Source organism: Trinickia dinghuensis, from assembly GCF_003367175.1.
GTDB classification, from domain to species: domain Bacteria; phylum Pseudomonadota; class Gammaproteobacteria; order Burkholderiales; family Burkholderiaceae; genus Trinickia; species Trinickia dinghuensis.
Map to the genome: position 1 here is coordinate 12,967 of NZ_QRGA01000009.1, position 14,762 is coordinate 27,728.

Here is a 14,762-nt window from a genome sequence, read left to right on the forward strand (position 1 = left end):
CAACTATCCCTTGGTGGCGCCCATCGTGAGACCGGCGATGAAATGCTTCTGCTTGAGGAAGAAGACCAGCACCGGCGGCAACGCGGCGACGATCGATCCGGCGGCGACGAGATGCCACTGGGCCACCCAGATGCCGCTCAGCGCCTTCAGCCCCGCTGTCACCGGCATAGCGTGATCCCCCTGCACGAGTACCGTCGCCCAGAAGTAGTCGTTCCAGACGAAGGTGAAGACGAGCACGGACAGCGCGGCAATCGCGGGGCGTACGAGCGGCAGCACGACCTTGCGAAAAACCTGAAACTCGGAAGCGCCGTCCATCCGCGCGGCTTCGATCAATTCGTACGGAAGCTCCCGGACGAAATTGCGCATGAAGAACGTACAAAAGCCGGTGTTGAACGCAATGTGAAACAAGATGAGACCGGGCACCGAGTCGTATAGCCCCAGTTGCAGACTCATGAGCCGAACCGGGATCATCAAGATCTGGAACGGAACGAAATTGCCCGCGAGAAAGAGGAAAAACACGACGACGTTCAATCGGAAGCGATAGACGCCGAGTGCGAATCCCGCCATGCAGCTCAGTGCGATCGTGCCGGCCACCGCGGGTACCGCGATGAGGCACGTATTGAGCAGATATCGGCCTAGCTCGGTATCGCGGAAGACAGCCCGATAGTTCTCGACCAATTGCCATCGAGTAGGCCAGCCCCAATAGTTGCCCGCGAAAATGTCGGCCGGGCCGCGAATCGACGTCAAGGCAACGGCCGCCAGCGGCATGAGCCAAACCACCAGCGCAACCGCTACCGCAACGCGATAGAGCCATTGCGCAGCGAGACTCCTTCGTTCGATCGGAGTGGGAAACATTCAGGCGTGCTCCTTTTCCTGGCGGTAGACGCGAATCAGAACGAAGCCGATATAGACGAGCATGACGAGGAACAATACGGTTGCAATGGCTGAGCCATACCCGACTCGATAGCCGTAGTCGCCCAGCGCTTGCTCGTACATGTAGTAGGCAAGCACGCGCGACGATCCGTAAGGGCCGCCTTGCGTCATGATCGACACCATGTCGAAGCTGCGCAGCGCGCCGACCACGGTCACGACCACCGCGACGAACGTAGCCGAGCGCAACTGCGGCAGCACGATACGCCGCAGCATCGCCCATCCGCTCGCCCCTTCGAGCCGCGCCGCCTCGATCAGATCCGCCCGTACGCCGGCCAAGCCGGTCAGATAGAGAATCATGCAGTAGGCGATCTGCGGATAAAGGCCGGCCGCGACGATCCCGTAAGTGACGTACCGATCGTCGGCGAGAATCGCGATGCTCGGCACGCCGAACGCATGCAGCACGTGAAAGAGCAAGCCGTTCGCGGGGTCGTAGAACCAGCCGAAGACCAAGCCGATGACGGCTTGCGAGATCACGAACGGAAAGAAAAAGAGCGACTTGACGGCGCGCATGCCGAACACGCTCTGGTTCAGGAACAGCGCGAGAAAAAGGCCGGCCGGTACAGACAGGAGAAAACCGGCCAGCCAAATAAAATTGTTCTTCAGCGAAACCCAGAAATTCGGGTCGCCATAGAGTTCCAGGTAATTGCCGAGGCCGATGAAATGCGGCGCGGAGAGTCCGTCCCATTCGTCGAGGCTAAAACCGATCGAACGCACGATCGGAATGAGCACGTAAAGCGTAAACAGGATGAGCGCGGGCGACAAAAAGAGCCAAGGCGCGATCGCACGCTGATGGCGCTCCCAGAACGAAGCGACGGGCATGTCGGCTGACTTTGCATCCACTGACGCAGCGTCCACTGAAGTGGCGGCGGTTTGCACGAGATCTCCCTGAGCGGACGCGCGTTTTTCGCCGCCCGTCCGCTGCACGAATTGAACGTTATTTGAAGACGCGCTGACGGACCTGCTCAAGACGGTCGAGCACGTCGGGGCGCGACGACGGCTTCAACATATAGCGTTCGAATCCGTCCATGGCCGCCTGCGTCAACTCGGGCGGCGCGTCGCGGTCGAAGAACTGCGACAGGCCGTCGGCCTTCGCGAGGAGCGCCGCCCCCGCCTGCAAGTACGGATCGGTCGGCGCCGGCGCATCGCGATTGACGGGCAACTCCTCCGTCGCCTCGCCGAATTTAGACTGCACGTCGGCACGCGCCATATAGACGAGGAAGCGCCGTGCATCCGCCTTGTTCTTCGCCTTGGCGGGAATATGGATCGTTTCGATCGGCGCTTCCTCGGCATCGGGCACCGACGAATCGATCGTGGGGAACGGCATGAAGCCGAGCTTATCGGGGCCGAGGCCGGCCTGTTTCATCGGCGCCACCACGAAGTTGCCCATCAAATACATCGCGCCTTTACCCTGCGCGAGCCACGTTGCGGCCTCCTGCCACGTGTACGACGCGTGATTGGCCATGAAATAGCCGGGCTTCACCAATTGATCCCAATGATCGAATACCGCTTGCACATGCGGGTCGGTGAACGGCACCTTGCCGCTCGTCAATGCCATGTGGAACGTAAAGCCGTTGGTGCGCAGATCCAAATAGTCGAACCAGGCGAGGTTCGTCCAGGGCTCCTTGGTCCCGATGACGAACGGCGCGACGCCGTTCGCTTTCAATTTCGCGCAAGCATCGAGCAGTTCCTGCCAGGTCTTCGGCGGCTCGATCCCGAGCTTCGCGAAGATATCTTTCCGGTAATAGATACCCCACTGATAGTAGGTGTAGGGAATGCCCCACTGCTTGCCGTCCAGCGTCACTTCGCCCAGCGCCGATTTCAGCTTGTCGTTGAGGCCGTTTTGCGCCCAGAGGCTCGACACGTCCTCGAACAGGCCCGCTTTGACGAACGGCTCCATCTTGTGCCCGGCATACCAATTCACGACGTCGGGCGCATCGGCCGTCAGGAAGTTGCGGATGGCCGTTTTATAGGCATCGTGATCGAAGCGGTTCACTTTGACCTGAACGTCGGGGTTTTCGGCTTCGAAGCCTTTCACCGCGGCATCGAACGCAGTCCTGACGGCTTGATCCGAAGTATCGGTATTGATGACGAGCGTTGCCGCGCCGGCGTGCAGGGCCATCGCCGCCGCAAGTGCCGACAACGCCGCTCTCAATAGCTTCTTTCGTGTCTCCATTTCTCTCTCCTTGTAATCGCGCGTGGCGACGCCGTCCTTCGACGACCGTTGTTGTTGACTGCGGGTGAATACGGGGGAATACGTGGAAATTGCAGCCGCCTCATGAATTCATGAGACGTGCGTGGCATCGCTCGCGGCGCTGCGGCTCGGCGGGACATTCCGTGGCGCGCCGGGTGTGAGTTCGACACGGCGCTCGAAGGCATCGCCTTGCGCGTCGAACGCGTGCAGCGCGTGCCGCGGCAACGCAAAAGGCAGACGCTGCCCTGGCGCGACGCTCGCCGTGCCGGGCAGTTTCACGACCCACGGCGCGTCGTCCTCGCGGCTTTTCAGGTAGACATAGGTGGCATCGCCCAACCGCTCTTGCCACTTCACTTCGCGCACGACGTGCTGCACTTGCGTCTGCACCTCGGCATCCTCGGGGCGAATGCCCAACGTGATGAGCTCGCCCGGCCGCAGGCGCCGCGCGTCGACATTGGCCGCGAGGGTCTCGCCGCCCGCAAGCCGCACCTGAGCGACGGATTCGCTCGCCTCGACGAGAACGGCCGGAATGAAGTTCATTTTCGGCGACCCGATGAACTCGGCCACGAACCGATTGCGCGGGCGATGGTAGAGATCGAGCGGCGAACCGCATTGCGCGATGCTGCCGTGCCGCCGTGCCGCTTCGCCGGAATTGAGCAATACGACGCGGTCGGCGAGCGTCATCGCCTCGACCTGGTCGTGCGTTACATAGACCGTCGATGCGTCGCCGACGTCTCGGTGAATCCGAGCGATTTCGTAGCGCGTTTGCGCGCGCAGCGAGGCGTCCAAGTTCGACAGCGGTTCGTCGAACAAGAAAACGCCCGGCTGACGGACGATCGCGCGCCCGATGGCAACGCGTTGCCGTTGGCCGCCCGACAGCGACCGGGGCTTATGCTCGAGCAAATGATCGATGTGCAACGCACGCGCGGCGGCGGTGACCGTTTCCCGTATGACCCGCTTGTCGGCCTTCGCCAACGAGAGGCCGAACGAAAGGTTCTCGTACACGGTCATGTGAGGAAACAGCGCGTAGCTTTGGAAGACCATCGCGACGCCGCGGCGGGCCGGCGGGACATCGTTGACTCGTCGATCGCCGATGAACAGATCGCCTTGCGTGATGTCCTCGAGCCCGGCGATCAAGCGCAGCAGCGTAGACTTTCCGCAGCCGGAAGCACCCAGCAGCACGCAGAATTCTCCCTGCGCGATATCCAAATCGACACTGTCGACGGTGGGCAAGCTTCCACCGTACGACTTCGATACCCCTCTAAGCGCAACGCTTGCCATGCCTGTCTCCGAGTTTTTTCGCGTTGTTTCGGGCCGCGGAACGTCGACTCGTTCAGTCGACGAGGCTTCCCGCGGCGGTTTTACGTATTTATTTAGTAGTGCTAATTATTTTTCGTTCTTGAGCGCCCGTTTCGGCCCCTATGTCGATCCCGGCCGATTCCCCTCGATGTTCGATGAACGAATGTCCTGACTACGTCATCCTGCGATTCACGTTGCCGTTGCTCCGCACGAGCGCCTCACGATCAAGGGCGCGACGTCGCGCCGATGCGAGCCGTCGGCCGACTCGCCTCGAATGATCTTGAGCAGCGTCTGTGCGGCGTCGATCCCTTCGTTGAACGGCTCCGTGCGCATCGTCGTCAGCGGTGGCGCAGCGAAAGCGGCCAGCGGAATGTCGTCGTACCCGACTACCGCAACGTCATGCGGCACCTTTAGCCCGGCGTCGCGCAGTGCCGCCATAGCACCGAAGGCGATCGTATCGTTGCCCGCGAACAGGGCGGACATGCGAGGGGCGCGTGCGAGCATCGAACGCATCGCGTCATAGCCGCTTTGGGCGCTGTAGTCGCCGAATGCGATCCACCTCGGATCGGCGTCGATCTTGCGTGCCGCGAGCGCCTCCCGGAACCCGTCCAGGCGATCGCGAACGACCTGATAGCTTTCCGAGGCAAAGCCGATGTGCGCAATGCGCTGATGCCCGAGCGAAAGCAAATGCTCCGTCGCGCACTTGGCCGCTGCGCGATTGTCCACGCCGATGCTGCAGACCGTCAGTTGCTCGGCCAAATTGGAGCCGAACACGACCAGCGGGAAACCCTTCTCCGCCAGCTCGCACAGATAGGCTTCGTCCAGCCGGCGCGGGTTCAAGACGACCAGGCCATCGACCCGGCCGCTGTCGATCAAGTCAACGAACGTGCCGGGCCGGTCGGAGTCCTTGACGGGCTCGAGCAGCACCTTGTACTCGTTCTTGTGGCAGGCCAGACTGAGCCCAGCCAAAAAGCGCGGCAGATAAGCATCGACGTCGACGTGAACGTGGTCGCCATGCGGCATCAGCAAAGCCACGGTTTTGGACGAGCCGCTCGCAAGCGAACGCGCGAGCGCGTTCGGCACGTAGCCGAGCTGCTTGGCCGCGGTCAGCACGCGCTCGCGGGTTTCCTCGCTGATGCCCATGCCGGACACGCCGTTCAAGACGAACGACACCGTCGTTCGAGAGACGCCGGCGAGCTTTGCGACTGCGGTGCTGGTGACACGGGGCATGTTCTTCGGGTCGCGAACTAACGCGCGTTAGTGATTTATTCGAAAAAAGTCGCACGGATGCATGCGACTTGACCTGACGCGAGTTAGTTTAACGTCGGATGGCGGAGAGTCAACTCAGTTGTGATCAGGGGTTTCCCTAGGCATCGTGGCTTGCGGATCGAGTTGCTTGTGAAAGAACGTCGTCCCGCAAAACGCGCCATCGGGCATCATGGCGTAGTTGGGCACGGTGCCAACCCGCGCCCACCCTGCTCGCTCGTAGAGTCTTTCGGCGTCGCCGCCGGCTACGGCGTCCGCCACGCTGCGCCAAAATTCGACGGCGGTCCGCCTCGATATCGGCAACATGAAGCTCACCGAGGCGCCCCCTTCCACACAATCGATCAGCACGTCGGCCAATACATCGATGCAGGCCATTGCCTGGTTCATGCCCACTCGCCCATTGAATCGGCGACCAGGCCGGCGGCGACACGTTGCGGCGAACGTAGCCCGAGTCGGGGTCCATCCACACCAGTTGCTCATGCCGCGAACAATGCGGCAACGGCTCGTGGATCGTCACGTTCTCGGACTGCTCGAACAGCGCGGCCAATGACACGCCGAACGCCATCGACAGCTTGTCGAGGACGATCGCAGTCGGGCTGAGATGCGCGCAAACTGGATCAGCACCGAGCCCGCCTCCGCAGGCGGCGCAAACGGTCGTCCTCGCACCGCTGTCTCTCGATGCTTTCGAGTTCAAGTTCGGGATCGCGGGCGCGCTCGATTCACTTCGCTACAAACCAAAGGCACGGTGCGACCGGCCAGCCGCAAGAAACTTATCTCCGGTTAGCGCCTCGATGCCTGCGCTTTGTCGCCAGTTGTTTGACACCAGCGCGCCATGGCCTAGCCGCCTGGCGACATTCGGCCGAAACCGACCCGCATCGGACTATCGAATTTCGCGGCAGAGAGAGAGCGTTTTCGCTCCATCAGCGGACGTTCGTATTTCAGACCAAGCATAGGGGTCGCGAAAAGGGATTTCGTCGCGCCACCTCTCGCCGACGAGACCGCGGGGACGGGCGGCGAAATAGCGGATCAGGACGCTTGCTGCATGTCATTGTCGATCGGCAGCATCTGTCCCGAGATCGACTTGCCCGCGTCCGACGCAAGGAAAACAGCCATTGCCGCAATATCTCGTGGATCGACGAAGCGTTGTAACGACTGGATCGACATCGCATCCCGCCGCTCGTCGTCCACGGACCGTCCGCTCACCTGCGCGCGTCCCGCGAGAACTCTTTCGATACGCTCGCCCTCGACCGCGCCCGGCAGGATCGCGTTGACGCGCACGCCGGACTCGCCGAGTTCGCGCGCCAGCGTCTTCGTGAATCCGATCAAGCCCCACTTGCTGACGGAATACGCGCTTCGATTCGGATAACCAAAACGGCCCGCCACCGACGACATCACGATGATCGACCCCGCGCGCGACTGTTTGAGATGAGGGATCGCGAGCCGGGTCACGTTGAAAGTGCCATTCAGATTGATCTGCATGACCGCGTCCCAGGCATCAGGATCGTAGTCTTCAACCGATGAGGTCGGCCCTGAGATGCCCGCGTTGTTCACCAGCACATCCAGTCCGCCGAGGGCTCGAACGGCATCCGGCACCACGCGTTCGATATCGGCGCGACTGGCCATGTCACAGACTGCAGTGTCGATGTTCGGCGATTCCGCGGCGAGCGCCGACAGGCCACTCGCGTCGACGTCGACCACGAACACTTTCGCACCGTTGTTCGCGAAGGCGCGAACGATTTCCCGACCAATGCCTGACGCACCTGCCGTCACAAGAACTTTCTGCGCACTCAATTTCCACCTCCGTTACGGGTTAGAGTCAGCCACTCCGCAACGAATGCGTCATTCGTCAAGCGGCAACAGCGCCAACAGCAGACGCCGCAACACCTGGCTCTGCCATACGGCCAGATGCCGCTGCTGGGCGCGTCGGACCAGACTGCCGGTGAATCGGGAAAGCGCGTCGGGGTGGTCGGTTTTGGTCGGCACGGGCTAGCGGTTCTGCGAAATGGGATCGGTTAGAAAAATGGGCTTCAGGAAAGCGTTCAATTCGTCGAAGGCGTCGAGCGGCAGCACGTGCGCCACGTATTGATCGGGACGGACAACGACGAGCGCGCCCCGTTCGCGATCGATGCCGCGCTCGTTGAAGATATCAGTCGATGCATCGCTCGTAAATGCCTTCTCGTAATCGACCAGCCGATACCGTCCCCTGCGCGGCAACAACGACGCATGCAGATCGTCGAGCCGCACTTCGCGATGAGGCGTTTGCAGCACGGCGCGCAGATCGAAGACGCTATCCACGTCGGCACCGGCCGGTGTGGCGAGGCGTACGACCGATTCCGGCGACGAGGCGAGTTGATCGCAGAACGCTTCGAGTGCCTTACCGCTCGCGTCCGCGAAAGCGTACAGACGCCAGCGGCCATCTGCGCGAGCGACGTGACCAAAATGCATCGGCCTGGCATCGGCGATGCGAACGACGGGCGACGAATGAAACCGAGTGCCAATCGTGAAGCCTTGTGCGAGCGACTGATGCGTCGAATCACCCGTCAGCGCACCCGGGCGATAACGCGTTGCGACGCCCGCCGTATATCGGCCTGCGCGCACGAAATACGCCTGAAGTTCCGCGGGATCGACGCCGCCGGCTTCGGGATGCGCGGGGTCCTTCGGCGGAGCGGCCATCATCGCGGACCACTCTTTATCGAAGTCGATCAGTTCCTGTGCGACAGGCTGCCGCTCGTCCGAATACGAGCGCAGCAGACTTGTGTGACTGCGTCCTTGCAGCACCGCCCCAAGCTTCCAGCCGAGATTGAAGCCGTCCTGCATCGATACGTTCATACCCTGGCCCGCTTTCGCGCTGTGCGTATGGCAGGCATCGCCTGCAATGAACACGCGCGGCTCGCGTGATGTTCCGTCGCTTGCAACGGCATCGTCGAAACGCGAAGTGAGCCGTTGCCCCACTTCGTACACCGAGAACCACGCGACTTCTTTCACGTCGAGCGAATACGGATGAAGAATCCCTTGCGCAGTCTCGATGATGCGCTCGACAGTCGTCTGTTTGATCGCGTCGCGATTCTCCGGTGTGACTTCGCCGAGATCGACATAGAAGCGCACAAGATAGCCACCTTCTCGCGGAATGATCAGCAGGTTGCCTTTGCTCGCGGACTGGATCGCGGCCTTCAAACGGATGTCCGGAAAATCAGTCACGGCAAGCGCATCCATCACGCCCCACGCGTGGTTGGCGGCGTCGCCATTCAGCGTCTGACCGATTACCGTACGCACGCGGCTTCGCGCACCGTCGCAACCCACCACATAGCGTGCGCGCACGGCGACGGTTTCGCCAGACCGCGCGCCATCCGTACGGCGCAACGTGACGTGTACGGGATACTCATCGGTGTCGACGCGCTGCACGTCGACGACTTCGAGACCGTAGTCCGGTTCGAGCCGCTGTGCGGAGCGGCGCATCAGATCGAGCAGATACTCTTGCACCCGAGCCTGATTCACGATGACATGCGGAAACTCGGAGATACCTGTTTCGGTATCTTGAACACGGCCGGTACGCCGGATCGCGCCACGATTGTCAGCGTCCGGTCTCCAGAAGACGGTTTCATTGACCCAGTACGCTTCGCGCAGCAGACGTTCACTCAGGCCGAATGCGTTGAACATCTCGACCGTCCGGCAGGCGACACCGTCTGCCTGTCCCATCAGCAACGGACCCGCGCGACGTTCGACGATGCGCGTCGTAATCGACGGAAACTGCGACAACTGCGCCGCGAGCACGAGCCCCGCAGGACCGCTGCCGATGATGAGCACGTCGACTGCTTCAGGCAGATCGACGCGAGGTGCGCCCTCGGCAGCCGGCTCGATCATCGGATCGTCCGGACGAAAACCGTTGAGATGAAACTGCATGATGTCTTCCTCCGTATGTCTTCAACTACGCTTGCAACGCATATACTCCGTACACCAACCATACTCAAACGCTTCCTGCTTTCCCGCTTTTTACCCTGGGATCACGCTACGTTCTCCACCGATTCGCACGCAGCGCGGATAAATTCAGGCACAGGGACGGCCTTCAACTGTCCGCCGTCCTGCTTGACGCACAGTGCGCGCGTCGCCTGCCCTTCGCAGATCAGCGTATCGTTGCGCATGATCCGATGGCTCTGGATAAAGACCTTGCCACGCCATTCCTCGACTCGCGTATGCACCGACAGACTTTCGCAGTAGGTTGCCGAGGTGTGAAAGCGCGTGTGAATTTCGAGCAGCGGCGCGCCGATGCAATGCGGCAGCGTTTGCATCTCGCGCCATGGCGGCAGGCCGCACTGTATAAAATAATCGTGCGACGCTGCGTCCATCCAGCGAGAGAAGTTCGGGAAGAAAACAATTCCGGCCGGGTCACAATCGCCGAATTGCACGTCGATACGATAGACAGTTTCTTTGCTCACGGGTCCATGCTCCTGCTTTCAGTTCAGCCATTGTGTGCGGGTCGCCTGCACAACACTGTCGATGCGGCGACAGTTCGCATCGAAGCCGTGCAACTCCCTCTGGAGTGACGACATGACGAGGCAAAAGCGGACGGCCACGGTGTCGCTCACTCTCGACGAACTGCTCGCGCAGTCGTCATGGTTCTGCAAGCTGGACGACGCCGCGCAGTCCCGCGTGCGCGCTGAAGCATCCGAGCGCGTGGTCCCGGCCGGTCAGGTTCTCGGACATCATGGCGAGCGGCAACATGTCTGGTTCGGCGTGCTCGAAGGGCTGATCAAGTGGTCGATCACAGCCCGCGACGGACACACGGTGACGCTCGGCGGCCAGTCCGTCGGCAGCTGGTTCGGAGAAGGCACGCTGATACGCAACCTGCCGCGCGAGTCCGATCTCATCGCGTTACGCGATAGCCGCGTTGCGCAGATTCCACGCGCGACCTTCGAATGGCTTCGCCAACACCATCCGTCGTTCAACGATTTCTTGCTGTTGCGGGTCAACGAGCGGCTGCACTGGTTCATGGGCGCCGTCGCCGCGTACGGTCTGCTCGATACGGATAGTCTCGTCGCGAGAGCGCTCGTCGGCATGGTCCATCCGCTGTCCAATCCGAGCGGCGCAGCGCATCTGCAACTGTCCCAGGAAGAACTCGCCAACCTCGCCGGCGTGTCGCGTCAGACATGCAACAAGGCGATGACCCGCTTCAAGAACGCGGGCCTGGTACGCACCGAATACGGCGGCATCGTCGTGCTGGATCTGCCCGGGCTTCAGGATCTGGGCCGGTAGCGCCGCGTCGGTTGCGACTTGGTGTTTACGCTGTCCGCGACTGTCGCGCCATCGACAGTCGTGCGGGCGGCCGCCCGAAATAATGCGTGTCATACAAGGTCAGGAGACACGCAATGATTCGCGCCCGTTCAATACCGCCCACCGCCGCGCTCGTCGGGCATTCTTCAGACGAGATAGTGGAAGACGCACTCTTCCGGAAGATAAGCTGGCGCGTCATGCCGCTCATCCTTGTCGCTTACGTCTGCGCGTTCCTCGACCGGATCAACATCGGCTATGCGCAGCTGCAGATGAAACACGATCTGGCTTTTTCCGATGCAGTGTATGGACTCGGCGCAGGCATTTTCTTCGTGACGTATCTGCTCTTCGAGGTGCCGAGCAATCTGCTGTTCGAAAAGATCGGTGCGCGGCTGACTTTCCTGAGAATCATGGTGCTGTGGGGCCTCGCGTCTGCGGCGACCGCGTTCGTCTCGGCGCCCTGGCAGTTCTACGCGATCAGGCTGTTGCTCGGCGTCTTCGAAGCCGGCTTCTTCCCCGGGATCATCCTGTATCTAACGTACTGGTATCCGAGCCAGCGCCGGGGCCGCGTCACGGGTCTGTTCCTCTTCGGCATGCCCATTACGGGTGTGCTGGGCGGCCCGCTGTCGGGCGCCATCATGAGCGGCATGGAAGGCTTTGGTGGCATGCACGGCTGGCAATGGCTGTTCCTCGTCGAAGGACTGCCGACCGTCCTGCTGGGATTCGTGCTGTATCGCATGCTGCCGGACGGTCCGGCCCGTGCGTCCTGGCTGAGCGGCGCCGAGAAAACGCTGGTGCAGAACGTTCTGGACGCCGACCATCGTGGCGAGACGAAGGCTGGACATCACGGACGCCTCGCCGCAGCGCTGGCCGACCCGAAGACGTACGTGCTTGCGTTCATCTATTTCTGCTGCGCCTGCGCCGTCTACACGCTGACCTTCTGGCTGCCGACCATGATCAAGGGCCTCGGTATCGCGCCGATCGCGACGATCGGCTGGTACACGGCAGTGCCTTATATCTTCGGCGCGCTCGGCGTGCTCGTCGTCAGCCGCAGTTCGGACCGTTTCAAGGAGCGTCGCTGGCATGTAGGCGGAACGTTGGCACTCGGTGCAATTGCACTGGCGTCGACCTCGTATCTCGGCACTGCTGTCGTTCCCGTGATGGTTCTGCTCTGCGCCGCATCGTTCTTTATCTTCGGCGGCGGCTCGCTGTTCTGGTCGATTCCGCCGACCTATCTGGACCGTAACGCTGCCGCTGCGGGCATCGCCGTGATCAGCTCGCTGGGCATCCTCGGCGGGTTCGTCAGCCCGACGCTGATCGGCATGATCAAGGGCGCAACAGGCAGCATCCAGATGGGACTGCTGGCGTTGACCGCGCTCGTCATCTGCGGCGGACTCACGATTCTTCTCGGCCTGCCAAAGAGCGCGCTTCGCGTGGGTCCCGCCGACAACGCCAGCGCGCACTAACGAACACTCAGCACATTTTTCTCTGGAGAGCATCAACATGAGCAAGCCCAAAGTCATCGTGACCGTCGCCCCGACGGGCGGCATGGCCAGCAAGAAAATGAATCCCGCCCTGCCGACGCAGCCGCAGGAGATCGCAGACGACACGTATCGCTGCTACAACGCGGGTGCCAGTGTGGTTGCCGTGCACGCACGACGTCTCGACGACGAGGCCACCTGCGACCCGGCGATCTACAGCCAGATCAACCGCCTGATCCGCGACAAGTGCGACATCATTCTCAACAACTCGACGGGTGGCGGCATCAATGGCGACATGGTGCGCGAACTTGACAACGGTCTGTGGGAAATCCAGTGGGAAGAACGTCTGAAGGGGATGCAGGGTGATGGCGTCGAGATGTGCACGCTCGACGCGCAGACGGTGATCGCGAGTTTCGGCGGCAAGGAAATCCTGGTGGCGACGCCGCCTTCGCGAATCCGGCAGATCGCGGAGATGATGAAAGCGCGCGGAATCAAGCCCGAATGGGAAGTGTTCGGCCTTGCCGACATCGTTCAGGACGTTCAGCGCGCGATCAACGAAGGCCTCGACGACGCGCCGCACTTCATTAACATCGTTATCGGCGCGAATGCCTTTCAGGGCGCGCTGCCCTATACGCCGCGGCTACTGCAGACGATGGTCGACCATCTGCCCCAAAAGACCGTTTTCAACGTCAGCGCCATCGGCGCGGCGCAGTTGCCTGCCGCGATGAACTCGCTGCTGCTTGGCGGGCATGTGCGCGTCGGACTCGAAGACAACCTGTACTACAGGCAGGGTGAACTCGCCACCAACGTCCAGTTGGTCGAGCGGCTGGTTCGCCTCGTGCGCGAAATGGGCTACGAGCCAGCGACGCCGTCCGAGGCGCGCGAAATCATCGGTTTGCAGCCGCTGCGCGAAACCATCCACGCAGCAGGCATGGAGGCTTAGGCGATGACGAACCGACCCGCCACCATCGCCATCGTCGGCACGGGTGTGATCGGCGCTGGCTGGGCGACGCACTTTCTCGCTCATGGTTTCGCCGTCACGGCAACGGACCCCGGCGAAGGCGCCGGATCGCGGCTGCGCAACTGGGTCGACGACAACTGGCCGGCCGTCGAGCGACTGGGACTGGCGGAGGGCGCCTCTCGCGACAATCTGACCTTCACGACGGACCTGAACGCGGCGGTGCGCGATGCCGACTTTATTCAGGAAAGCGGACCAGAGCGTCTGGACGTCAAGCGGACGCTGATCGCAAGCATCGAATCGGCAGCGAAAGCGGAAGCCCTCATCGCTTCGTCGGCGTCGGGTCTTTCGATCAGCGAGATTCAGGCTGGCGCGAAACACCCGGAACGGATCGTGTTGGGACATCCGTTCAATCCTTCCCACATCATCCCGTTAGTGGAGGTTTGCGGCGGCAGTCTCACATCGCCTGACAACATCGCGAAGACGATGGCGTTCTATGCGTCGACGGGCAAGAAGGTCATCAGGATCAACAAGGAGATCAAAGGTCATATCGCCAACCGGCTTCAGGCGGCGATATGGCAAGAAGCGATCAGCCTGGTGGAGCGCGGATTCGCTTCCGTGGAAGACATCGACACGGCGATTTCCCACGGTCCGGGTCTTCGCTGGGCGCTGCTCGGTCCGTTTCTCAATCTTCACGCTTCGGGTGGCGCTGGCGGGATAACCCATGTGCTGCAGCATCTGGGTCCAGCGCAGCGCGAATGGGCCAACGATCTTGGTCAGTATCCCGAGTCGGATGATTACATCGAGTCGATTGCGGCAGGCATCGAAGCGGAATTGGCGTCGTACGATTTTCCGGAAATGCTTCGCCAGCGTAATGAACTGCTGATTCAGTTGCTGGAAGCCAAGCGCAATCGTGCTGAGATTCCGTGAGCGCTATCTTGTTTTCCGCTTCAGCAGCCGGTGACAAAATTTCGCAAGAGTGCTTTCGCATCCGGCAACAACCTGGTATCCCTTGCAGCAACACCTACCGCCTGTAAGAAACGGCAAACGCTAACCATAGCTTGTAGCTGCCCCTCCGGAATGAGAATGACAGTAAAGGCCGACGACACAACGCCGGCGGTCGACAATCGAATGACCGTTTTCTGGCCGGAACTGCCGTCCGAATGTCTGACGACTGAATCAGACCAAGATCTCCTCCTTGCGCATTACCCGCACTTACCGGCTGGCGTCGCGGACGGGTCCGTGCGGACTCTGCACCGGCTACTGGACCGCGAGGGTGGGCCGCAGTTCTGGTTCGTGAGCGTCGACGCCGTTGCGCGACCTTTTTCTGTAGCAAGCGTGACATGACCCTAAGCCCCGACAGTCGCCT

General features: G+C 61.5%; 13 protein-coding genes and 1 pseudogene. 4 read left to right on the forward strand and 10 right to left on the reverse strand.

Annotated elements, in window-relative coordinates:
- Positions 1 to 3 precede the first annotated feature (3 nt).
- The 10 genes and pseudogenes from DWV00_RS16540 to DWV00_RS16585 form a co-directional block, all read right to left on the reverse strand.
- Entirely contained in the window at positions 4 to 855 is an 852-nt protein-coding gene (locus DWV00_RS16540; RefSeq protein ID WP_115534689.1) for a carbohydrate ABC transporter permease, read from the reverse strand.
- On the reverse strand, positions 856 to 1,752 hold the full coding sequence (locus DWV00_RS16545; RefSeq protein ID WP_115534690.1) for a carbohydrate ABC transporter permease: 897 nt from the start codon (positions 1,750 to 1,752) through the stop codon (positions 856 to 858).
- 115 nt (positions 1,753 to 1,867) lie between these two features.
- Complete coding sequence (locus tag DWV00_RS16550) at positions 1,868 to 3,106, reverse strand: ABC transporter substrate-binding protein (protein ID WP_115534691.1); 1,239 nt, start codon at positions 3,104 to 3,106, stop codon at positions 1,868 to 1,870.
- A 108-nt stretch (positions 3,107 to 3,214) separates the two neighbouring features.
- Positions 3,215 to 4,405, reverse strand: coding sequence for an ABC transporter ATP-binding protein (locus DWV00_RS16555; protein WP_115534692.1), 1,191 nt, complete (start codon positions 4,403 to 4,405; stop codon positions 3,215 to 3,217).
- A 207-nt stretch (positions 4,406 to 4,612) separates the two neighbouring features.
- Positions 4,613 to 5,653, reverse strand: coding sequence for a LacI family DNA-binding transcriptional regulator (locus tag DWV00_RS16560; protein ID WP_115534693.1), 1,041 nt, complete (start codon positions 5,651 to 5,653; stop codon positions 4,613 to 4,615).
- 114 nt (positions 5,654 to 5,767) lie between these two features.
- Complete coding sequence (locus DWV00_RS16565) at positions 5,768 to 6,076, reverse strand: hypothetical protein (protein ID WP_115534694.1); 309 nt, start codon at positions 6,074 to 6,076, stop codon at positions 5,768 to 5,770.
- Positions 6,077 to 6,715: 639 nt separating this feature from the next.
- Positions 6,716 to 7,480, reverse strand: coding sequence for an SDR family oxidoreductase (locus tag DWV00_RS16570; RefSeq protein WP_115534695.1), 765 nt, complete (start codon positions 7,478 to 7,480; stop codon positions 6,716 to 6,718).
- A 90-nt stretch (positions 7,481 to 7,570) separates the two neighbouring features.
- A pseudogene (locus DWV00_RS16575) lies at positions 7,571 to 7,672 on the reverse strand (MarR family winged helix-turn-helix transcriptional regulator); the annotation flags it as partial.
- Positions 7,673 to 7,675: 3 nt separating this feature from the next.
- Entirely contained in the window at positions 7,676 to 9,589 is a 1,914-nt protein-coding gene (locus DWV00_RS16580) for an FAD-binding monooxygenase (protein WP_115534696.1), read from the reverse strand.
- A 101-nt stretch (positions 9,590 to 9,690) separates the two neighbouring features.
- Entirely contained in the window at positions 9,691 to 10,122 is a 432-nt protein-coding gene (locus DWV00_RS16585; protein ID WP_115534697.1) for an acyl-CoA thioesterase, read from the reverse strand.
- Between the two features lie 112 nt (positions 10,123 to 10,234).
- Between DWV00_RS16585 and DWV00_RS16590 the strand changes: the two genes are divergently transcribed.
- The 4 genes from DWV00_RS16590 (at position 10,235) to DWV00_RS16605 (ending at position 14,323) form a co-directional block, all read left to right on the forward strand.
- On the forward strand, positions 10,235 to 10,939 hold the full coding sequence (locus DWV00_RS16590) for a Crp/Fnr family transcriptional regulator (RefSeq protein ID WP_115534698.1): 705 nt from the start codon (positions 10,235 to 10,237) through the stop codon (positions 10,937 to 10,939).
- A 215-nt stretch (positions 10,940 to 11,154) separates the two neighbouring features.
- Positions 11,155 to 12,420, forward strand: coding sequence for an MFS transporter (locus tag DWV00_RS16595; RefSeq protein ID WP_245964910.1), 1,266 nt, complete (start codon positions 11,155 to 11,157; stop codon positions 12,418 to 12,420).
- 37 nt (positions 12,421 to 12,457) lie between these two features.
- Entirely contained in the window at positions 12,458 to 13,378 is a 921-nt protein-coding gene (locus DWV00_RS16600) for a beta-keto acid cleavage family enzyme (protein ID WP_115534700.1), read from the forward strand.
- Positions 13,379 to 13,381: 3 nt separating this feature from the next.
- Entirely contained in the window at positions 13,382 to 14,323 is a 942-nt protein-coding gene (locus tag DWV00_RS16605) for a 3-hydroxyacyl-CoA dehydrogenase NAD-binding domain-containing protein (RefSeq protein WP_115534701.1), read from the forward strand.
- The last annotated feature ends 439 nt before the right edge of the window (positions 14,324 to 14,762 follow it).